Source organism: Streptomyces sp. NPDC026377 (assembly GCF_055567715.1).
The window spans coordinates 242,529-263,007 of the sequence record NZ_JBVHPV010000002.1 but is presented as its reverse complement, the minus strand read 5'-3'; the positions used below and the strand labels follow the sequence as shown (position 1 = coordinate 263,007).

The following is a 20,479-nucleotide window of genomic DNA, read 5'->3' as shown; positions in this document are numbered from 1 at the left end:
GACCGGTCAACGGCACCTATCCCATGGCCTGTTCAACATGTGTACGAGGAGAGTGACATGACTCAGGGCGCAATCATCGTCGGGGCCGGACCGGTCGGTTTGATGCTCGCCGGTGAACTCAGGCTCGGCGGCGTGGACGTGGCCGTGTACGACCGGCTGCCCGCGCCGAGCGGCGAGTCCCGGGGCGTCGGCTTCACCCGCCGCGCCGCGGAGGTCTTCGACCAGCGCGGTCTGCTCGCCCGCTTCGGGGACGTCGAGTGGGCCCAGGGTCACTTCGGCGGGGTGCGCATCGACTTCTCCCAGCTGGAGGACAACCACTTCAGCGTCCGGGGCGTCCCCCAGTTCCGTACCGAGGAGATTTTGGAGGCGTGGCTGGGGGAGCTCGGGGTCACCGTCCACCGCAACCACGAGGTGACGGGGTTCCGGGAGACCGAGGACGGTGTCGTCGTCTCCTTCGAGGGCCCCGACGGGCCGGGCGAGGAGGAGGCCCGGTACCTCGTCGGCTGCGACGGGGCGCGCTCGGTGATCCGCAAGACCGCGGGCATCGACTTCCCCGGCTGGGAGGCCACCCGGGGCATGTACATGGCCGACCTGGTCGGCGCCGGGGTGCGCCAGCGGCCCATCGGGGAGCAGGTGCCCGGCGGCATGGTGATGGCGTTCAACCTGGAGAACGGCGTCGACCGGATCGTCATCCACGACGAGAAGCTCCGCCCGCACGAGGACAAGAGCCAGCTCACCTTCGAGGTCGTCGCCGACGCCTGGCAGCGGATGACGGGGGAGTCCCTGCACCATGCCGAGGTCCGCTGGATCAGCGCCTTCACCGACACCACCCGTCAGGCCTCCCAGTACCGCAAGGGCCGCGTCTTCCTGGTCGGCGACGCCACCCACATCCATATGCCGGCCGGTGCGCAGGGCATGAGCGTCGGCGTCCAGGACGCGGTGAACCTGGGCTGGAAGCTGGCCGCGGCCATCAACGGCTGGGCACCGGAGGGCCTGCTCGACACCTTCGAGTCCGAGCGCCACCCGGTCGGCGAGAAGCTGATGCGCAACACCCGGGCGCAGACCCGCCTCTACCTCACCGGCGACGAGATGGAGCCGCTGCGCGCGGTGATGCGCGAGCTGGTGCAGTCCCCGGACGTCGCCCGCCATCTGGCCGGGCAGGTCAGCGGCCTGGACGTGCGGTACGACATGGGCGCCACCGGCCACCCCCTGCTGGGCCTGCGCTTCTCGCCGGACCGCGAGGTCGAGCTCGCCGGAGGCGGCCGGGTCCGGATCGCGGAGCTGCTGCACGGCGCGCGCGGTGTCCTCATCACCACCGGCGACTCCCGCGAGGCCGCCGAACTGGCCGAGGGCTGGGCGGACCGGGTCGACGTGGTCACCGGCAGCTGGGTCCCGGCGGAGAAGGCCGCGGACGGCGACCCCGAGGCCGTCCTGCTGCGCCCGGACGGGCACGTGGCCTGGACCGCGCCCGACGGCGGCAAGCTCCGCGAGGCGCTGGAGCGCTGGTTCGGCACGGAGAACTAGCCGGGGCCGCCCGGGGGCCGGAGCGCCCCCGCGGCCGGACGGACGAAGGCGCCCCCTGTCGGCGGGGGGCGTCGTTCGCCGCGGCACTCGCGGCCGGTGGTGCCGTACGGGACGGCCGTCGCGCCCGATGAGCGGGCGGCCGTGCCCGTCGCGGACGGGGCGGTCAGTCGATCCCCCGGATGATGTTCAGCTCGTCACCGTCCTCCTCCGCCCCGGCGAGCCGGAGCGGAGGAGCGACGGCGGCGAGGTCACCCGGCCGAAACTCGTGATCTTCCCGGTCTTCCCTGTTCTCGTACATCTGCTCCCCCTTCGCATGGATACGAGCACGGGCTGTTCGAGCATGGCCGTGCGGGGGCGGCACGGCGAGCCGCCCGGGTTGCACACGGCCGGGTTCAGGCCGCGTACAGATCGAAGGTGGAGGTACGGCGCGGACCCGCGACGACGTCGAGCTGGGGGTCGACGGCGAGGATCGCCTGGTGCAGCCGCTGGAGCTGCGGCGAGGGCTCCACACCGAGGTCCTCGATGAGCCGCCCGCGCAGCTTGCGGTAGACATCGAGTGCGGTGGCCTGGCGTCCGGAGCGGTAGAGGGCCACCATGGCCTGCGAGTGCAGCCCCTCGTGCTGGGGGTGACGGGCAATCAGGTCGGTCAGCTCGGCGGTGAGTTCGGCGTGCCGGCCGAGGCGTAAGTCGGCGTCGATCCGGCGTTCGCGCACCACCAGCCTGCTCTCCTCCAGGCGCATCACCTCGATGTCGAGGATCGGGCCCACCCGCACGTCCACCAGCGCGGGGCCCTCCCACAGGTCGAGCGCGCGCCGGAAGCAGTCCGCCGCCCGCTCGTTGTGGCCCTCGTCGAAGGCGAGCTGGCCCTGTGCCGCCAACTGCTCGTAGGCGTGCACGTCGACCGCCTCGGAGGGGATCTGGAGCAGATAGCCGCCGTAGCGGGTGGCCAGAACATCCTTGGCCGAAAGTTGCGCATCGGGCCCCATGGCCCCGGCCAGCCGCCGTCGCAGCTGGAGGATGTACGTCTGGAGGGTGGTGAGCGCGCTCTGCGGCAGCTCGGTGCCCCAGATCTCCTCCATCAGCGTCGGTACGGGGATGACGCGCCCGGGGTACAGGGCGAGCAGCGCGAGGATCTGACGGGGCTTGCCCGCCGTGGGGACGACGGAGACTCTGTTCACTTCGGCACTCAAGGGGCCCAGGACCTGGATCTTCACGGCTTCCTCTCGGGTAAAAGGCGGGGGTGCGCCGGGACATCGTTGTCTCCCCCCGGGGCCGGGCCGCCGGGGGAGGGGTGCGTGCGGGGGTCAGCTCGCGCGGGCGGCGAGCCGTTCCGCGGCGGGGGCGCCGCCGGGCACGGGGGAGCCGGGCCGGGCGGCGAGGATGGCCATCTGGAGCCGGCCGATGGCGGCCGAGGGCTCGATCCCCGCCCGGGCGACCAGGGTCGCGCGCAGCCGCTGGTAGGCGCCCAGCGCCTCGCTGCGCCGCCCGGAGCGGTGCAGCGCCAGCATGTACTGGCCGTGCAGCGCCTCGTGCATCGGATAGCGGCTGACCAGGACGGTCAGCTCGGAGAGCAGTTCGCGGTGGCGGCCCAGGCGCAGATCGGCCTCGATGCGCCGGTCGAGGGCGGCGAGCCGGGCCTCTTCGAGCCGCTCGGCCTCGGTGCGGAGCCGGCTGCCCTGGTGGACACCGGTCAGGGCCGGCCCGGTCCACAGGGCGAGCGCCTCGCGCAGCAGCCGGGCGGCGCCCTCGTGGTCGCCGACATCCATGGCGCGGTGGCCGGCCGTGGCGCGCCGCTCGAACTCGCGGAAGTCCACGGTGCCTTCGCCGTCCTCGGTCTCCAGGCGGTAACCGCCGGGCAGGGTGACCAGGACGTCCTTGGCGGTACGGGGCTCGCCCTCCCGGCGGGCCAGCGCCTCGCCGATGAGCTCGCGGAGCTGCATCACATACGTCTGCACGGTGGTACGGGCACTGCGCGGCGGGGTGTCGTCCCAGAGCTCTTCTGCCAGCGTCGCCAGCGGCACCACCTGGTCACAGTGGAGCGCGAGGAGGGCCAGCACCTGCCGCGGCTTCGGGGCAGTGGGCGCGATCGACAACCCGTTCTTCCGCACCGACAGTGCACCCAGCACTTCGATGTCCATGTTTCTCCCCAGAGTCGGGAAATACGGGGGGTCAGGGTATTGGGGTCGGAAGTGTCCGCACGGCTGGCAGGCCCTCGGCGGCAACCCGCTTGATCATGTGCTCGAACCCACCCGTCGCGGCAAGCCCGTCTGTGGCTGCTCTGACGTACCTGTCAAAGAACTGACCGCGGTGTCAAAATCCTGTAGCAATAGCGAATTCTGCTCGGATTGAAGCCGCTCGACTCTGGGTAAAGAACCGCCGGATGTGGCGGATTTTCCGGGCTCTGCGCCCCGCCCCCGCCCTGCTCCCGCTCCCGTGTCCACCCCGTACCTCTGGTGCCCCGGCATCCCGATCTTACGCCGCCTTTAGGCAAGCGCCCAGCGCACAGACGCCCGCGCCGTGCGGATGTGGCGTGGGTCACACCTGACTCCCGTCACATTCACGAGCCACGTTTCGTCATAGGTGTGACGGAGGAAGCCGACCGGTGTGGATGTTCTGGCAGGGCCGGTCGGCGTCCGGCGTCGCGGTTTCCCGTACGAAGTGTTCGGCGTTTACGTGAATCTTTTTGAGGAGAGCAAACCATGACCGCTCGGGCCAAGCACCCTGCTTTTGTCGTTCCCGGTGCCATTGACGCTCTGGTGGCGCTCGGAAAGGCCAGCAAGGAAGTTCCCGGCGTCGATGTGAAGCTGCTTGAGCTGCTGCATCTGCGGGCGAGCCAGATCAACGGCGACGGCGCCAACGCGGACCGTCACCCGCGTCTGGCGAAGGCGGCGGGGGAGACCTCGGACGAGCGCCTGTTCGCCGTGGCCGCCTGGCGCAACACCCCCTACTTCACGGACGCCGAGCGCGCGGCCCTGGCGCTCGCCGAGGCCGTGACCCGCCTCGCGGACCGTGAGGACGCGGTCTCGGACGAGGTGTGGAACGACGCGGCGAAGCACTTCAACGAGCAGCAGCTCGCGGCGATCGTCCTCTCGGTCGCCACCGCGAACCTGTGGAACCGTCTGCACGTGGCCATCGGCCAGGTTGCCGACCCCAACAGCTGATCACCCCCGTACAGCTGCTGGTGCCGGCCGACACCCCCGACGGCCGGCGGTCGGGCGGACGGCTCGACGGCGGACGGCCCGTTCACCGCAAGGACGTTGCGGTGAACGGGCCGTTTTTGTGTGTGCGGCGCCTCTGTGGGGAGCCGCCTGCGCGCGGGAGAGGGGGAGGGTCCCGGGGCTGAAGCCGCGGGACCCTCCCCCTGTCCGCCCTACCTCTGCCGCTTCCTCGCGGCCTCGACGAAGGCTTCGAAGAGGGGGAGGGTGTCGCTGCCGAGCTCGCCGTGGGCCTGGAGCCCGGCGAGGAACGGGGCGGAGGGGTCCTCGGCCTCGGCGCCCTCGATGACCCCGTCGTCCGACCAGGCGGTGGCGACCAGGCCGGCGCCGAGCTTGTCGATGCCCTGGTGGTGGTGGCAGTAGACGGTGGCGGTCGGCCCGAGGGCGCTGCCGAGCAGGGAGTCCGGCTTCACCTGGATCTCCCGCGGCTCGTACTTCCCGGGCACGGCCGGAGAATGCTCGGGCAGGTGCTGGTCGAGGGTGCCGCCCCGGATGATGGAGATCAGCTGCAGACCGCGGCAGACCCCGAGCACCGGAATCCCGCGCCGCTCGGCGACCGCGAGCGCCGCGAGTTCGGCGGTGTCCCGGGCCTCGTGCGGCGGGAACGTGAACTTCTCGCGCTCGGCACCGTACAGAGCCGGATCGATGTCGGCCCCGCCGCTCATCAGCAGGGCGTCGGCGCGCGCCATCACCTCGTCGACCGCGTCCGGAATCGGCGGCACCAGGACCGGGGCTCCGCCGGCCTCGTGCACCTTCTCCATGTACTCCCAGGGGAGAAGGGCCACCCGTACCTCTCCCCAGATGTTCCAATTCACCGTTGTCAGGTCGGCGGTCACCGCCACGACGGGCCGAGTCATCGAATGTCGTCCTTCCCAATTCCAGCGAAATGGAGTTTCACTAGAGCGTCACTTGTGCGCGTCTCGAATGCACCGGACTTTCTCCCGGCTTGGATCAAGAATTGCACAGAGCCCGGCTCTGTGGAAGAAATGGAAAAATAGGTACGGTGGAAACACGGTCGTCTTTCGGAAGAAAGCGACGGAGACCGCGTGCGTTCAACTGCGGGGTGATCGCAGTCGAACACCCCTATGGGGCGCGCGGCGCCTTTGCGTACCCTCGCGGCAGTGATCGGTCCATTAGCGTCCAATAACTGGGGGACACCCGACATGACCGCCGCGACAGACAACCCCGGCGCCCGTATGTATCAGGAGTTCCTCGCCGTGCACGCGATCCTGCGGCGGGGAACGGAACTGGTGGCGAACGCGTTCGAGCGCCTGGGCGAGGGCGACCAGGTCAGCGTCAAGGAACTGATCGACACGACGCAGTGGCTCATCGACTTCACCCACCACCACCACGAGTCGGAGGACGAGCTGTTCTGGCCCGTCCTGCACCGGCTCCACCCCGAGTCGGTGGCGGCGTTCGACACCCTCAACGACGAGCACGCGGAGCTGGACCGGGAGCTGGGCGGTCTGAGCCGGGCGGTGGAGCTGCTGTCGGCGGCCAACGAGGCGGGCGAGGAGGCGGGGTCGGCCGCGGTGACGCGGGCGGCCGAGGCGGGCACGGCGGCGGCCCGCAAGGTCCGCGACATCCTGGCCGGGCACCTGGAGACCGAGGAGCCGGTCGTCCGCGACCTCTTCCCCGGCGTCCCCGCCGACGAGGTCGACCGCCTCCGCACGGCGATCACCGAGGGCAGCCCCAAGTCCGGCGGCCACCTGGTCTTCGGCCTCCTGGAGGACCCGCGGGAGGCCGAGGGCTACGACGAGATCCTCGCGAGCTTCCCGCTCCCGTTCCGCTCCCACCGGCCGCAGCTGGTGCAGATGTACGTGGAGAGCAAGAAGGCGCTGGGGCTGCTGTAGACGGGGGCGCGCCCGGGGCCCGGCCGTGCACGCGGTGGAGACGGTGAGGCGGACGGTATTGCCCGCCATGATCGGGATCTGACAGCCCCCGCACGGCGTTATGTGGGTACGGGACCACATACCGGAGGTGACCGCTCGTGTTCGGATCGGCCATGAACGAGCTCTTCGCGCCTGGCAAGCGGCACGAGGAGGAGGAGCGGCGGCGTCTGGAGATCACGCTCGACGAGGTCGGGGACGCCGACCCCGGGCGGGGCCCCATAGACCTGGCCAGCGGGGCCGTCACCATACGGCTGCCGGGCAGGCCCGAAGAGACCGGGGGCGACGGCGAGACCGAGGCCGAAGGGCGGGGCGGCGGCGCCTAGGCGGGCCCCCCAGGGCGGGCCCCATGGTCCCCGCCGGGGTCACCACGCCGAGGGTCGAGCCGCCGGGTCATGTCACCCGCCCCCCTGCGCCAGGAGGGGCGCTGACCGGCACGCCCCGGCGGACGCGCGTACGCCGCAGGGCCCGGCACCCCGGTTCCCCGGGGTGCCGGGCCCTGCGTACAGCCTCGGCGCACAGCCGCCCGGCTCGGCGGCGGGCGACGGCTACGCGTCGAAGACCTCCGCGCAGAGCTGCTCCTGCTCCTGCTCGTGCCGCTTCTTCGAGCCCACCGCGGGCGACGAGGAGTGCGGGCGCGAGATGCGGCGCAGGCGCTCGCCGTGCGGGACGTCCGCGCCGACCGCCAGGTCCAGGTGGTCGATCAGGTTGAGCGCGATGAACGGCCAGGCACCCTGGTTCGCCGGCTCCTCCTGCGCCCACAGGTACTTCTCGGCGTTCGGGTACTTGGCGATCTCGGCCTGGAGCTCCGCACCCGGCAGGGGGTACAGGCGCTCCAGACGGATCAGCGCCGTGTCCGTCGCGCCGCGCTTCTCGCGCTCGGCCTTCAGGTCGTAGTAGACCTTGCCCGCGCAGAAGACGACCTTGCGGACCGCGTTGGCGTCGACGAACTCGTCACCGATCACCGGCCGGAAGCCGCCCGTGGTGAACTCCTCCACCTTGGAGGCCGCCGCCTTCAGACGCAGCATCGACTTCGGGGTGAAGACGATGAGCGGCTTGTGGTGCGGGTTGTGCACCTGCCAGCGCAGGAGGTGGAAGTAGTTCGACGGGAGCGTCGGCATCGCGACCGTCATGTTGTTCTGCGCGCACATCTGGAGGAAGCGCTCGGGGCGGGCGGACGAGTGGTCCGGGCCCTGGCCCTCGTAGCCGTGCGGCAGCAGCAGCGTGACGCCGGACGTCTGGTTCCACTTCTGCTCGGCCGAAGAGATGAACTCGTCGACGACCGTCTGCGCGCCGTTGACGAAGTCGCCGAACTGCGCCTCCCACATCACCAGGGACTCGGGACGGGCCAGCGAGTAGCCGTACTCGAAGCCCATCGCCGCGTACTCGGAGAGCAGCGAGTCGTAGACGTTGTACCGCGCCTGCTCCTCGGTGAGGTACATCAGCGGGGTGTAGTCCTCGCCGGTCTCCTGGTCGACCAGGACCGCGTGGCGCTGGCCGAAGGTGCCGCGGCGGGTGTCCTGGCCGGAGAGGCGCACCGGAGTGCCCTCCATGAGGAGCGAGCCGATGGCCAGGGTCTCGCCCATGCCCCAGTCGATCGTGCCGTCCTCGACCGAGGCGGCGCGGCGCTGGAGCTGCGGCATCAGCCGCGGGTGGACCTTGATCCGGTCGGGGATGTTCACCTGCGACTCGGCGATGCGCTTGACGACCTCCTGGGAGACCGCGGTGCTCACCGCCGCCGGGAACTCGGCCTGCGGCTCCGGGGACTGGATCTCGCCCGCCTGCGAGGTGGCCTCGCGGACCTCGGCGAAGACCTTCTCCAGCTGGCCCTGGAAGTCCTGGAGCGCCTGCTCCGCCTCTTCCAGGGTGATGTCGCCGCGACCGATCAGCGACTCGGTGTACAGCTTGCGCACCGAGCGCTTCTTGTCGATCAGGTTGTACATCTGCGGGTTGGTGAACTGCGGGTTGTCGCCCTCGTTGTGACCGCGGCGGCGGTAGCAGATGAGGTCGATCACGACGTCCTTGTTGAACGTCTGGCGGAACTCGAAGGCCAGCCGCGCGACGCGGACCACGGCCTCCGGGTCGTCGCCGTTCACGTGGATGATCGGCGCCTCGATCATGCGGGCCACGTCCGTGGCGTACATGGAGGAGCGCGACGACTCCGGGGCGGCGGTGAAGCCGACCTGGTTGTTGATGACGATGTGGACCGTGCCGCCGGTGCGGTAGCCGCGCAGCTGCGACATGTTGAGCGTCTCGGCCACCACGCCCTGGCCCGCGAAGGCCGCGTCGCCGTGCAGGGCGACGGGCAGGACGGTGAAGTCCGTGCCGCCCTTGTTGATGACGTCCTGCTTGGCGCGGACGACGCCCTCCAGGACCGGGTCCACCGCCTCCAGGTGCGAGGGGTTGGCGACCAGCGAGACCTTGATCTGCTCGCCGTCCAGGCCGGTGAAGGTGCCCTCGGCGCCCAGGTGGTACTTGACGTCGCCGGAGCCGTGCATCGACTTCGGGTCGAGGTTGCCCTCGAACTCCCGGAAGATCTGCGCGTACGACTTGCCGACGATGTTGGCCAGGACGTTCAGCCGGCCGCGGTGGGCCATGCCGATGACGACCTCGTCCAGACGCGACTCGGCCGCGCTGTCGATGACCGCGTCGAGCAGCGGGATGACCGACTCGCCGCCTTCCAGCGAGAAGCGCTTCTGGCCGACGTACTTGGTCTGGAGGAACGTCTCGAACGCCTCGGCCGCGTTCAGACGGCGCAGGATGCGCAGCTGCTCCTCGCGCTCCGGCTTGGAGTGCGAGCGCTCCACCCGGTCCTGGATCCACTTGCGCTGCTTGGGGTCCTGGATGTGCATGAACTCGATGCCGGTGGTGCGGCAGTACGAGTCGCGCAGCACGCCGAGGACGTCGCGCAGCTTCATCAGGGACTTGCCCGCGAAACCGCCGACCGCGAACTCGCGCTCCAGGTCCCACAGGGTGAGCCCGTGCTCGGTGATGTCCAGGTCGGGGTGCTTGCGCTGGCGGTACTCCAGCGGGTCGGTGTCGGCCATGACGTGGCCGCGGACCCGGTAGGAGTGGATCAGCTCGAAGACGCGCGCGGCCTTGGTGACGTCGTCGTCGTGGCTGGCGTCGATGTCCTTGAGCCAGCGGACCGGCTCGTAGGGGATGCGCAGCGACTCGAAGATGCCGTCGTAGAAGCCGTCCTCGCCGAGGAGGAGGTTGGCGACGATCCGCAGGAACTCACCCGAGGCGGCGCCCTGGATGACCCGGTGGTCGTAGGTCGAGGTGAGGGTCATCACCTTGGAGATGCCCAGCTTGTTCAGGGTGTCCTGGGAGGTGCCCTGGAACTCGGCCGGGTAGTCCATCGAGCCGACGCCCATGATGACCGACTGACCGGGCATCAGACGCGGCACGGAGTGGACGGTGCCGAGGCCGCCCGGGTTGGTGAGGGAAACCGTCACGCCCGAGAAGTCGTCCATCGTGAGCTTGCCCTGGCGGGCGCGCTTGACGATGTCCTCGTACGCCTGCCAGAACTCGAAGAAGTTGAGCGTCTCGGCCTTCTTGATGCCCGCGACGACCAGCTGGCGGTCGCCGTTGGGCTTCACCAGGTCGATGGCGAGACCGAAGTTGATGTGCTCCGGCTTGACCAGGGTGGGCTTGCCGTCCTTCTCCGTGAAGGAGTGGTTCATCGACGGCATGGCCTTGATGGCCTGCACCATCGCGTACCCGATGAGGTGGGTGAAGGAGATCTTCCCGCCCCGGGCGCGCTTGAGGTGGTTGTTGATGACGATCCGGTTGTCGAACAGCAGCTTCACCGGCACCGCGCGCACCGAGGTGGCGGTCGGGACGTCGATGGAGGCGTGCATGTTCTTCGCCACGGCGGCGGCGGGGCCGCGCAGGGTGACGTACTCCGGGCCGGCCGGGGCCTCGGTCGCCGGGGCCGCCTTGGCGGCAGCGGCGGCGGGCTTCGCGGCGGGCGCCGGAGCGGCCTTCGCGGGAGCCGGGGTCTGCGCCGGAGCCGGGGTCTGCGCCTGAGCCTGGGCCGGGGCGGCGGGCGCGGGCTGCGCGGGCGCGGCCGGAGCCTGGGTGGCGGGGGCCGGGGCCGGGGCGGCCGGAGCCTGCGCGGCGGGGGCGTTCACCGCAGCCCCCGCGGCTGCGGCGGGAGCGCCCTCGACAGGCTTGTCCGCCGCGCCGGAGGTACCCGGCTTGTAGTCGGCGAAGAAGTCCCACCAGGCACGGTCGACCGAATTGGGGTCCTGGAGGTACTGCTGGTAGATCTCGTCGACGAGCCACTCATTGGCACCAAAACCGGCTGCAGGGTTCTTGCCCTGCCCGTCTTGGTCGGTCGAGACGCTCGAATTACTGGGGGACTGAGACGACACGGCGGCAACCGCCCTCTTCCGCTTCACAAGGTGATGGACAGCGGGAATCAAGGCTACGCCTCCCTGGCCTGGAGGTGCAGACCGGGCGTGCCACAGTCGCGTAAGTCACACCGGAAAGCGAGTTTCAGGGCAGGATTTGGCGGGAAACAGATCAGGTTCTGCTTCCTATGGGTACGCCTCGCAGCGGCCACGACCCCGAGGACCGTGTGCCCCGCGGCCCGAAGACCATGTGCTCGTACCCACCCACACGCAGAACGTGTGCTTCCGGTTCGAACCCTACGTCAATTCGTCGCCCGGGGTGCTCCCGGAAGGGTGACCTGGATGCGGCATCCGCGCGCCGATTCGGCCACGCCGATCCGGCCGCCGTGCAGATCCACCGCCCAGCGGGCGATCGCCAGCCCCAGACCCGTGCCGCCGTCGCTGCCCGGCCCGTGCGGCGCCGAGGCGTCGCCCCGGTTGAACCGCTCGAAGACCCGGTGCCACTCGGACTTCGGGATGCCCGGGCCCTCGTCCAGGACCTCCAGGTCCAGCGACTCCGGCTGCGGGCCGCGCCGGGCCCGTACGGTGACGCGGCCGTGCGGCGGCGAGTGCTTGACCGCGTTGTCGATGAGGTTGGCCACCACCTGGTGCAGCCGCTCCCGGTCCGCGTACGCGGTCAGCTCGGGCGGTGAGACGTCCAGGTGCAGATGGACGTCGGTACGGGTGTGGTTGCCGGAGCCGGAGGAGAGCCCGCGCCGGGAGGCGGCCAGGTTGGCCTCCTTGAGCACCCCCGACAGATAGGGCCAGACCTCGAAGCGGTGCGCCCGCAGCGGCACGACGCCGTTGTCCAGGCGGGAGAGGTCCAGCAGGGTCTCCACCAGGCGCCCCAGGCGTTCGGTCTGCTTCAGGGCCGTGCGCATCGTCTCGGGGTCGGCGGCCGAGACGCCGTCCACCACGTTCTCCAGGACCGCCCGCAGCGCCGCGATCGGGGTGCGCAGCTCGTGGGAGACGTTCGCCACGAGCTCCTTGCGGTGGCGGTCCACGGCCTCCAGGTCGTCCGCCATGCGGTTGATCGTGGAGGCGAGGTCGCCGAGCTCGTCGCGGCGGTCGGCGCCGCGCACCCGCCGGGTGTAGTCGCCGTGCGAGATCGCCCGGGCGACCGTGTTCATCTCGTCCAGCGGCGCGGTCAGGCCGTGCGCCACGAACTGCGTGATCAGCAGGGTGGCGATCACCGAGAAGACGGTGATGAACCGCAGCTCGGTACGGGTCTGCACGGCCACCATCAGCAGCCCGGTGGTGATGAAGACCGAGACCACGACGAGCGAGCCGAGCTTGGTCTTGATGGAGATGGAGACCTCCCGCAGCCCGCCCTTCAGCCGCTCGCGCACCCGGTCGCGGGCCCGGGCGCGGGGCCCGTCCCGCCGGGCCCGCACCGCCCCGGCCGCCGCCCGGCTCATGGCGCCGGGGTCTCCAGCGCGTACCCCACGCCGTGGACCGTGCGGATGCGCTCGGCCCCGATCTTCCGGCGCAGCGCCTTGATGTGGCTGTCCACGGTCCGGGTGCCGGAGGCGTCCGCCCAGTCCCAGACCTCGGCGAGCAGCTGCTCGCGCGAGAGCACCGCGCGCGGGGTGTTCGCCAGACAGCTCAGCAGGTCGAACTCGGTCGGCGTGAGGTGGACGTCCTCGCCGCGCACCCGGACCCGGCGCTGCGCGTGGTCGATCTCCAGCTCGCCCAGGCGCAGGATGCCGGTGCGCGGGGTGGCCGCGGCCAGCGTGGCCCGCTCGACCCGTCGCAGCAGCACGTGCACCCGGGCCGCCAGCTCCCGCATCGAGAACGGCTTGGTCATGTAGTCGTCCGCGCCGACACCGAGCCCGACCAGCATGTCCGTCTCGTCGTCGCGGGCCGTCAGCATGAGCACCGGGACCGGCCGGCGGGCCTGCACCCGGCGGCACACCTCCAGGCCGTCGAAGCCCGGCAGCATGATGTCCAGGACCATCAGGTCCGGCTGCCACGCCTCGGCGGTGTCGACGGCCGCGGGGCCGTCGAGGGCGGTCTGGACCTGGAAGCCCTCGGCCCTCAGCCGTGCCGCGATGGCGTCGACGATCGTCGTGTCGTCCTCGACGACCAGCACCCGGCGCTGGGCGCCGGGGGTGGCCGCTACGCCGTTGTGGGTGGTGTGTGCCTGCTCCATCGCCCCGCCCTGATATTGCTTCCGGGGATCCGTGGGGTGATCCCCTGTGTCGGTCAGAGACTAGAGGCACCGGCCGCGTCCCGGCTACGCAGGGCGAACGGCGAGATGGACCACGTCAGGGACGCCCCGGGCAACTGTGATCTCTTCGGTCCTAACCCCGTGGAATCCGGCATTACGGAGAGCTTCCTCGAAGGCGGGCGAGGGCTGCGCCGACCAGACGGCGAGCACTCCGCCGGGGGTGAGTCGGTCCCGGCAGGCCGCGAGGCCGGCGGGGGAGTAGAGGCTGTCGTTGCCCTCGGTCACGGTCCAGTCGGGCCCGTTGTCGATGTCCAGGCAGAGCGCGTCGAAGGTGTCCGGAGCGCTTCTCACATAGGCGACCAGATCGGTGTGCAGGACCTCGGTGCGCGGGTCGGTGAGGGCGGCTTCGGAGAGGGGTGCGAGGGGGCCCGAGCGGTGCCAGTCGATGACGGCCAACTCGCGCTCCACCACGGCGATCCGGCCCCACCGCCGGCTCGCGGCGGCGTGCGCCAGCGAGAAGCCGACGCCGAGCCCGCCGATGAGCACCGAGGGCCGCTCGCGGCGGTCCGCCAGCGCCTCGTACGCGGCGTCCACCAGCAGCCGCTCGGAGCGCCCGTCGGAGGTGTCCATCAGGAAGGTGCCGTTGGCGATGATCTCGAAGTGCGGGCCGCGCCGGCGCAGGACCACCTCCCCGTACGGCCCCTCGCGCCGGTCGAGGACGACCGGGGCGGCGATCGGGTCGGCGATGGACATCGGAGAACCTCCTCGAATGCGGAGCGAACGGCTCACGGGCCGACGCACGGCCTGCGTCGAAGGTTGTCCGGTGTGGCACAAGTCATAGACGCGGACGGGAGCGTTCGCAGAGGGTGAGCGTTGTACAAGCGTAGGCGGCAAGGCCGGACGATCACCGGCGTGGCTTGTGGTTCCGGGTGCGAGCGGGACACCCGGTGGAAGGGGCCTCACCGGTGCACCCCGAGAGAACGCGCGAACAGACGGACCTGCTCGACGGCATCCCGCGGCAGCGGCCCACGGACGTGGAGAAGACGGCCGGCGCGGCACCGGAGGGCGGCGACGCCCCACGGACCCCGGTGGCGGCCGCCGAGGACCGCGGGGCGCCCGCCGGCCCCGGGGCGCGCGCCTGGCCGCGCCGGGCGGCCCGTCTCGTACCGACCCCGGCCGGTACGCCCTTCACCTTCGTGTACACCGCGCTGCTGCTCCTGACCTCGCTCTACATGGAGTTCGGCGACCCGGACACGGTCCGTACGCTGCTGGAGAGCTCCAGCACCGATGTGCAGCACCTCACGCGTACCCCGGTGCTCGTGCTGGTGGCCAGCGCGCTGTGGATCGCGGGTGGCATCTCCTCGCCGTGGGCCGTCGGCTTCGTCTTCATCCTCACCGCCCTGGAGCGGCGCGTCGGCGGGCTGCGCACGGCCGGGGTGTTCCTGCTCGGCCATGTGGTGGCGACGCTGGTCACCGAGGTGCCGGTGGGCGTCTCTGTCGCGGCGGGACAACTGCCGGACTCCTCGTTGCACCGCCTGGACTACGGCATCAGCTTCGGGCTGATGGCGAGCGTGGGCGCGCTCGCCGGGCTGCTGCCCCCGCTGCTGAGGTGGCCGGTGCTCGGGGTGATGGCCGTGCTCCTGACCCAGGACCTGCTGGACATGGCCGACCCGCTGGCCAGCTGGGGCCATCCGACCGCGCTGCTCGTCGGCGTCGCCTGCTGGCCGGTGCTGCGCCGGGCCGCCCGGACCGGCGGCGGGCCCTCAGCGGTAGCCGACGGGAAGCTGGGCCCGCACGGCCCGTAGCGCCGGGGTCTGGTGCACGTCGTCGGTGAGGACGACGTGTCCCTCGTACGTGAACTGGTACATCAGCGCGTCGGCGATGGGGCGCCCGGTCGGGCGCGGCGGCAGATGCGCGAAGTCCGCGTCCGCGAGGGCCGTGCGCAGCTTGGCCAGGGCCTCCGGCGCCAGGGTGCCCGAAGTCTTCTGGCCGTCCCGGCGCGTGGAGGTGTACGAGCCGTCCTCCTTGACCACCAGCTCGTTGTGCACCCCCGCGAACCCGCCGCTCACCACGAGGCGGAGCAACTGTCCCTGGCGGGCGGGCGGCGTGGCCGTGCCCGCCGGGGAGGTGCCCGTCGGGGAGGTGCCCGGCGTCGGCGCGGTCGTCGGCGGCTGGGCGCTCAGGGTCGTGCTCGGCGCCGGGCTGGGCGACTTGGAGGCGCCGTCCGCCGTCGAGTCGGCGGAGTCGCAGGCCGTCGCCGCGAGCAGGGTGGCGAGCAGCAGCGCTGCGGTGGTGGTGGTCCTGCCCATGAGGCTCATGCAGCCGAGGATGCCGGATCGGTGGGAGCGAAGTACAGGCCGGCCATGGGCGAGCGCGTCGTCCAGCCGAGCGATCCGTACAGGTCCCGGCCCTCGGGGGTGCCGACCAGGACGCCGGTGGTGGCCCCCGCCGCGTACGCGCCGCTCTGGAGTGTGCGCATGACGACGCTGCCCAGGCCCCGGCGCCGGTGGGCGGGTGCCGTCTCGATCTGGTCGGCGACGGCGGTCGCGCCGGTGGGGGCGATCTGGCCGCGGGCGGCGAAGTGGCCGTCCTCGGTGCGTACCAGGACGCGCAGGACGCCGCCGGTGGTCCAGCGGGTGAGCGTGTAGCCGGCCGGGACCGGCGCCTCGCCGGGGGCCAGGGGCACCGTCATCAGGAAGCCGGGCCGGTCGTACTCCCAGCCGGGGCCGAGCCACGGCCGGACCGTGTCGTCGTCCGCGAAGAGCTTCAGCCAGGTGCCGGGCGCGGCCGCCGTGTCCGCCAGCTTGCGCACCGAGGCCTCGTCGGGCTCGGGCAGGACGTACCGGCAGACCTGCGTGACCTGGCCGACGTCGATGCTCCAGCCCCAGGGCCCGGCGACCGGCGCCGCCGCGCCGCGTGAGACGGCCCACCCCTTGGTCCAGGCCTCGACGAGTTCCGGTACCGACTCCATGACCGCCCCCTTGCGAACGTACGAGGTGGTAATAGTCCTTTCTGTTATGTGACTCTTACAAGAGATGATCGCTCAGAGCGAACAGGCCGGGGGGAACATTCCCGGGCTCACCTGCATTGAGTCGGCATAGCTCAACTTGACTGCCGAAGGGGAGATCATGGCTCACTCGTCCGCACCGCTCACCCTGCCTGTGCTGCCGCTCGACGACGAGGTCGTGCTGCCCGGGATGGTCGTGCCGCTGGACCTGTCCGACACCGAGGTGCGCGCCGCCGTGGAAGCCGCCCAGGCGGCGGTCCGGGCCGACGCCCCCTCGGCGGGCAAGCCCCGGGTGCTGCTCGTCCCGCGTATCGACGGGGCCTACGCCGCGACCGGCGTGCTCGGCACCGTGGAGCAGGTCGGCCGGCTCTCCGACGGCGACCCCGGGGCGCTCATCCGCGGCGTGGCCCGGGTCCGCATCGGCGCCGGGACCACCGGCCCGGGCGGCGCCCTGTGGGTCGAGGGCGCCCAGGTCGAGGAGACCGTCCCCGACCCCCTGCCCGGCCAGGTCAACGAACTGGTCAAGGAGTACAAGGCGCTCGCCACCGAGTGGCTGAAGAAGCGCGGTGCCTGGCAGGTCGTCGACCGCGTCCAGCAGATCGAGGGCGTCTCGGCCCTCGCCGACAACTCCGGCTACTCGCCGTTCCTCACCACCGCCCAGAAGGTCGAGCTCCTGGAGACCGCCGACCCGGTCGCCCGGCTCAGGCTCGCCACCGAGCACCTGCGCGAGCACCTCGCCGAGCAGGACGTGGCCGAGGCCATCGCCAAGGACGTCCAGGAGGGCGTCGACAAGCAGCAGCGCGAGTTCCTGCTGCGCCGCCAGCTCGACGCCGTCCGCAAGGAGCTGCGCGAGCTCAACGGCGAGTCCGAGGGCGAGGAGTCCGACGACTACCGGGCCCGGGTGGAGGCCGCCGACCTGCCCGGGAAGGTCCGCGAGGCGGCCCTCAAGGAGGTCGAGAAGCTGGAGCGCTCCAGCGACCAGTCCCCCGAGGGCTCCTGGATCCGCACCTGGCTGGACACCGTCCTGGAACTGCCCTGGCAGGAGCGGACGGAGGACGTCTACGACATCAGCGGCGCCCGCGCGGTCCTGGACGCCGAGCACGCGGGCCTGGAGGACGTGAAGGAGCGCATCACCGAGTACCTGGCGGTCCGCAAGCGCCGTGCCGACCGGGGCCTGGGCGTGGTCGGCGGCCGGCGCGGGGGCGCGGTCCTCGCGCTCGTGGGCCCGCCCGGTGTCGGAAAGACGAGTGTCGCGGAGAGCGTGGCCCACGCCATGGGCCGCAAGTTCGTCCGCGTCGCCCTCGGCGGCGTCCGCGACGAGGCCGAGATCCGCGGCCACCGGCGTACGTACGTGGGCGCCCTGCCCGGCCGGATCGTGCGGGCGGTCAAGGAGGCCGGGTCGATGAACCCGGTGGTGCTGCTCGACGAGGTCGACAAGCTCGGCTCCGACTTCCGCGGCGACCCGGCCGCGGCCCTGCTGGAAGTCCTCGACCCGGCGCAGAACCACACCTTCCGCGACCACTACCTGGAGGTCGAGCTCGACCTGAGCGACGTCGTCTTCCTGGCCACGGCCAACGTCCTGGAGGCCATCCCGGAGGCGCTGCTCGACCGGATGGAGCTCGTCCGCCTCGACGGCTACACCGAGGACGAGAAGGTCGTCATCGCCCGCGACCACCTGCTCCCGCGCCAGTTGGAGCGGGCCGGGCTCGACGGCGGCGAGGTCGTCCTGGAGGAGAGCGCGCTGCGCAAGCTCGCCGGGGAGTACACCCGCGAGGCGGGCGTGCGGAACCTGGAGCGCTCGCTCGCCCGGCTGCTGCGCAAGGTCGCCGCCCAGCACGAGACCGGCGAGCGCGACCTGCCCTTCACGGTCACGCCCGAGGACCTGCGCGCGCTGATCGGCCGCCCGCACCACGTCCCGGAGTCCGCCCAGGACCCGTCGGAGCGGCGCACCTCGGTGCCCGGGGTGGCCACCGGCCTCGCCGTCACCGGCGCGGGCGGCGACGTCCTGTTCGTCGAGGCGTCGCTGGCCGACCCCGAGACGGGGGCGGCGGGCCTGACCCTCACCGGCCAGCTGGGCGACGTGATGAAGGAGTCGGCGCAGATCGCGCTGAGCTTCCTGCGCTCGCACGGCGCCGAGCTGGAGCTGCCGGTGGCCGACCTCAAGGACCGGGGTGTGCACGTCCACTTCCCTGCGGGCGCGGTCCCCAAGGACGGCCCGAGCGCGGGCATCACCCTGGTCACCGCCCTTTCCTCGCTGCTCAGCGGACGGCTGGTGCGCACCGACGTGGCGATGACCGGTGAGGTCTCGCTCACCGGCCGGGTGCTGCCGATCGGCGGCCTGAAGCAGAAGCTGCTCGCCGCGCACCGCGCGGGAATCACCACGGTGGTGATCCCCAAGCGCAACGAGCCGGATCTGGACGACGTCCCGGCGGAGGTCCTGGAGAAGCTGGAGGTCCACCCGGTCAGCGACGTCCGCCAGGTCCTTCGGATCGCGCTGTCCCCGGCGCGGGTGCCGGTGCCGGTCGCGGTGTGAGCGGGGGGGTGTGAGAAGGCCGCGCGGGCGCTACGCCCGCGCGGCCTTCTCGTACAGCCGCCGGGCGTTCGCGTCGAAGAGCACGGCCGTGGAGGCCACATCGGTGTCGCCGCCGCTCAGCACGCCGATGAGACGGCCCAGGTGGTCCGGCCCCCGGTGGTCCGCCAGCCACGGACTGCCGCTGGTGCCCGTCCAGAACCCGGCGCAGTCGATCCGTACGTCGCTCGGCAGTTCGGGGTCCGGGCGGGTGTCGGTGGTGCAGGCGATGGGCCGGTTCTCCGGGTTGTGGTCCTCGTCCGGATAACCGAAGACGGTGACCCGGCGCCGAGGCCCCGAGCCCCAGTCGGGCTGGGCGGCCCCCACCACGCTCTGGACGCTGCGGCCCCGGGCGTCCGGCTCCACGGTCAGGAAGGCGTAGTCGAAGGAGTCGTCGCCGTGGTCGGACCAGCGCTCGTCGGTCCGCACGGCCCTGACCTTCCAGGTCCCGTACGGGAAGGAGTTCTCGGCCGCGCCGGAGAAGCCGGGCGCGAACTCCATCGAGCCCGCCGAGCCGGCGTCCGCGCAGTGCGCGGCGGTGGCGACGACGTTGCCCCTGGGGCTGGCGACGACGCTGGCGGTGCACCAGTGCTTGTCGCCGTCGACCAGGACGCCCACGGACGGCAGTCCGGCGGTGGCGGCGGCGGAGGACTGCGGGGCGGGCGCGGGCGGCACCTCGTCGGGCCGGTCCTGCTGGGGCGCCGAAGCGGCCGGCCCGCCGCACCCCGTGACCAGGGCGAGGACCCCGGCAGCCGACACCCGCCCGACCGTTCGCAGCACGCGCATGGTGACCATCTTGTCGTATGACGGGACGCGGCAGGGGCAGGCCCCCGGCGCGCGTCGAGCGCACCGGGGGCCACGGGCCAGTCCCGCGCTAGCCGTTGGCCAGGGCCTGGAGCCGGTCGTACGCCCCGTTGAACCGGGAGTGGTCGCCCACCGTCGGGCCCGACGAGGTGTACTGCCACATCGTGTAGTAGCCCCAGCCGGCCGGCAGGGCGCCCGGGTCGGTGTTGTAGCGGGCGATCCACAGCGGGTTGGTGGAGCCGAAGGCGCCGGAGTTGCCGGTGCACTGGGTCCACCAGCTGGTGGCGGTGTAGATGACCGCGTCACGGCCGGTGCGGGCTCGGTACCGGTCGACGAAGTCGCGGATCCAGCTGACCATCCCGGCGGCGGACTTGCCGTAGCAGGCGGCGCCGTAGGGGTTCCACTCGATGTCGAGCGCGCCGGGCAGCGTCCGGCCGTCGCGCGACCAGCCGCCGCCGTGGTCCACGAAGTAGTCGGCCTGGGCGGCGCCGCTCGTGGTGTCGGGCGTGGCGAAGTGGTACGCGCCCCGGATCATGCCGACGTTGTACGAGCCGTTGTACTGCTGGGCGAAGTACGGGTTGGTGTAGTACGTGCCCTCGGTGGCCTTGACGTAGGCCCACTTCACCCCGCTGTTCCACAGGGTGCTCCAGGCCACGTTCCCGTTGTGGCTGCTGGTGTCGACGCCCTCCGTCTGGACGGTCCGGGTGTCGCGCGGGAGGCCGCCGGTGCCGTCGTGGGCGGCGACGCCCATGCCCATGGTGGCGGAGCCGCGGGCGGGGGTCCGGGCCGCGTTCGAGGTGCCGGGCGCGGTCAGGAGGAGGGCGAGGGAGAGGAGGAGGATTCCGGCCGCGGCGAGGGGGCCGCGACGGGCCGTTCCGGGTCTGTGCACGGGCATTGCGTGCCT

Annotated in this window: 18 protein-coding genes; 6 read left to right on the top strand and 12 right to left on the bottom strand. The window is 71.8% G+C overall.

Features of this window, described 5'->3' with window-relative positions:
* The first annotated feature begins 57 nt into the window (after window positions 1–57).
* Window positions 58–1,524, top strand: coding sequence for an FAD-dependent monooxygenase (locus tag ACZ4MU_RS05275; RefSeq protein WP_467871165.1), 1,467 nt, complete (start codon window positions 58–60; stop codon window positions 1,522–1,524).
* A gap of 163 nt (window positions 1,525–1,687) precedes the next feature.
* Here the strand turns inward: ACZ4MU_RS05275 and ACZ4MU_RS05270 are convergent, their stop codons facing one another.
* The 3 genes from ACZ4MU_RS05270 to ACZ4MU_RS05260 form a co-directional block, all read right to left on the bottom strand.
* A complete protein-coding gene (locus tag ACZ4MU_RS05270) occupies window positions 1,688–1,822 on the bottom strand; it encodes a hypothetical protein (protein ID WP_358835023.1) in 135 nt (44 codons plus the stop codon).
* 94 nt (window positions 1,823–1,916) lie between these two features.
* Window positions 1,917–2,738, bottom strand: coding sequence for an AfsR/SARP family transcriptional regulator (locus ACZ4MU_RS05265; protein ID WP_467871162.1), 822 nt, complete (start codon window positions 2,736–2,738; stop codon window positions 1,917–1,919).
* A 90-nt stretch (window positions 2,739–2,828) separates the two neighbouring features.
* Window positions 2,829–3,662 carry an AfsR/SARP family transcriptional regulator gene (locus tag ACZ4MU_RS05260; protein WP_467871159.1) on the bottom strand — a complete coding sequence of 278 codons (834 nt, stop codon included), beginning with the start codon at window positions 3,660–3,662 and terminating at the stop codon, window positions 2,829–2,831.
* 561 nt (window positions 3,663–4,223) lie between these two features.
* On the opposite strand from ACZ4MU_RS05260, the gene ACZ4MU_RS05255 reads away from it, so the two are divergent.
* Window positions 4,224–4,685, top strand: a complete 462-nt coding sequence (locus ACZ4MU_RS05255) for a carboxymuconolactone decarboxylase family protein (protein WP_283141628.1) — start codon at window positions 4,224–4,226, stop codon at window positions 4,683–4,685.
* Window positions 4,686–4,894: 209 nt separating this feature from the next.
* Here ACZ4MU_RS05255 and ACZ4MU_RS05250 read toward each other — a convergent pair whose 3' ends face one another.
* A complete protein-coding gene (locus ACZ4MU_RS05250; RefSeq protein WP_467871157.1) occupies window positions 4,895–5,596 on the bottom strand; it encodes a gamma-glutamyl-gamma-aminobutyrate hydrolase family protein in 702 nt (233 codons plus the stop codon).
* 306 nt (window positions 5,597–5,902) lie between these two features.
* Between ACZ4MU_RS05250 and ACZ4MU_RS05245 the strand changes: the two genes are divergently transcribed.
* Together ACZ4MU_RS05245 and ACZ4MU_RS05240 are read left to right on the top strand one after the other, a co-directional pair.
* Complete coding sequence (locus ACZ4MU_RS05245; RefSeq protein ID WP_467871154.1) at window positions 5,903–6,592, top strand: hemerythrin domain-containing protein; 690 nt, start codon at window positions 5,903–5,905, stop codon at window positions 6,590–6,592.
* A gap of 137 nt (window positions 6,593–6,729) precedes the next feature.
* Window positions 6,730–6,954 carry a DUF6191 domain-containing protein gene (locus ACZ4MU_RS05240; RefSeq protein ID WP_467871152.1) on the top strand — a complete coding sequence of 75 codons (225 nt, stop codon included), beginning with the start codon at window positions 6,730–6,732 and terminating at the stop codon, window positions 6,952–6,954.
* A 222-nt stretch (window positions 6,955–7,176) separates the two neighbouring features.
* Here ACZ4MU_RS05240 and ACZ4MU_RS05235 read toward each other — a convergent pair whose 3' ends face one another.
* From ACZ4MU_RS05235 to ACZ4MU_RS05220, 4 genes are all read right to left on the bottom strand, one after another.
* Window positions 7,177–11,007 carry a multifunctional oxoglutarate decarboxylase/oxoglutarate dehydrogenase thiamine pyrophosphate-binding subunit/dihydrolipoyllysine-residue succinyltransferase subunit gene (locus tag ACZ4MU_RS05235; RefSeq protein ID WP_467871149.1) on the bottom strand — a complete coding sequence of 1,277 codons (3,831 nt, stop codon included), beginning with the start codon at window positions 11,005–11,007 and terminating at the stop codon, window positions 7,177–7,179.
* Between the two features lie 281 nt (window positions 11,008–11,288).
* On the bottom strand, window positions 11,289–12,443 hold the full coding sequence (locus tag ACZ4MU_RS05230; RefSeq protein ID WP_467871146.1) for a HAMP domain-containing sensor histidine kinase: 1,155 nt from the start codon (window positions 12,441–12,443) through the stop codon (window positions 11,289–11,291).
* The gene (locus ACZ4MU_RS05225; RefSeq protein ID WP_067163879.1) at window positions 12,440–13,177 is read right to left on the bottom strand and encodes a response regulator transcription factor; all 738 of its coding nucleotides are present in this window, start codon (window positions 13,175–13,177) and stop codon (window positions 12,440–12,442) included. Before ACZ4MU_RS05225 ends, ACZ4MU_RS05230 begins: the two co-directional genes overlap by 4 nt.
* Before the next feature lie 84 nt (window positions 13,178–13,261).
* Window positions 13,262–13,948, bottom strand: coding sequence for a spermidine synthase family protein (locus ACZ4MU_RS05220; protein WP_467871143.1), 687 nt, complete (start codon window positions 13,946–13,948; stop codon window positions 13,262–13,264).
* Between the two features lie 212 nt (window positions 13,949–14,160).
* Here ACZ4MU_RS05220 and ACZ4MU_RS05215 point away from each other — a divergent pair, with 212 nt between their 5' ends.
* Window positions 14,161–15,000 carry a rhomboid-like protein gene (locus ACZ4MU_RS05215; RefSeq protein WP_467871140.1) on the top strand — a complete coding sequence of 280 codons (840 nt, stop codon included), beginning with the start codon at window positions 14,161–14,163 and terminating at the stop codon, window positions 14,998–15,000.
* Here the strand turns inward: ACZ4MU_RS05215 and ACZ4MU_RS05210 are convergent.
* Together ACZ4MU_RS05210 and ACZ4MU_RS05205 are read right to left on the bottom strand one after the other, a co-directional pair.
* Window positions 14,959–15,513, bottom strand: a complete 555-nt coding sequence (locus tag ACZ4MU_RS05210) for a hypothetical protein (RefSeq protein ID WP_467871137.1) — start codon at window positions 15,511–15,513, stop codon at window positions 14,959–14,961. The two genes, ACZ4MU_RS05215 and ACZ4MU_RS05210, sit on opposite strands and share 42 nt — an antisense overlap.
* Complete coding sequence (locus ACZ4MU_RS05205; RefSeq protein WP_467871135.1) at window positions 15,510–16,166, bottom strand: GNAT family N-acetyltransferase; 657 nt, start codon at window positions 16,164–16,166, stop codon at window positions 15,510–15,512. The genes ACZ4MU_RS05210 and ACZ4MU_RS05205 overlap by 4 nt, the downstream gene beginning before the upstream one ends.
* A gap of 157 nt (window positions 16,167–16,323) precedes the next feature.
* On the opposite strand from ACZ4MU_RS05205, the gene lon reads away from it, so the two are divergent.
* Window positions 16,324–18,735 (top strand): endopeptidase La, encoded by a 2,412-nt coding sequence (gene lon / locus ACZ4MU_RS05200; protein ID WP_467871132.1) that lies wholly within the window; start codon window positions 16,324–16,326, stop codon window positions 18,733–18,735.
* Between the two features lie 30 nt (window positions 18,736–18,765).
* Here lon and ACZ4MU_RS05195 read toward each other — a convergent pair whose 3' ends face one another.
* A complete protein-coding gene (locus ACZ4MU_RS05195; RefSeq protein ID WP_467871129.1) occupies window positions 18,766–19,557 on the bottom strand; it encodes a trypsin-like serine peptidase in 792 nt (263 codons plus the stop codon).
* A gap of 88 nt (window positions 19,558–19,645) precedes the next feature.
* Window positions 19,646–20,470 (bottom strand): lysozyme, encoded by an 825-nt coding sequence (locus ACZ4MU_RS05190; protein ID WP_467871126.1) that lies wholly within the window; start codon window positions 20,468–20,470, stop codon window positions 19,646–19,648.
* Between the last annotated feature and the right edge of the window lie 9 nt (window positions 20,471–20,479).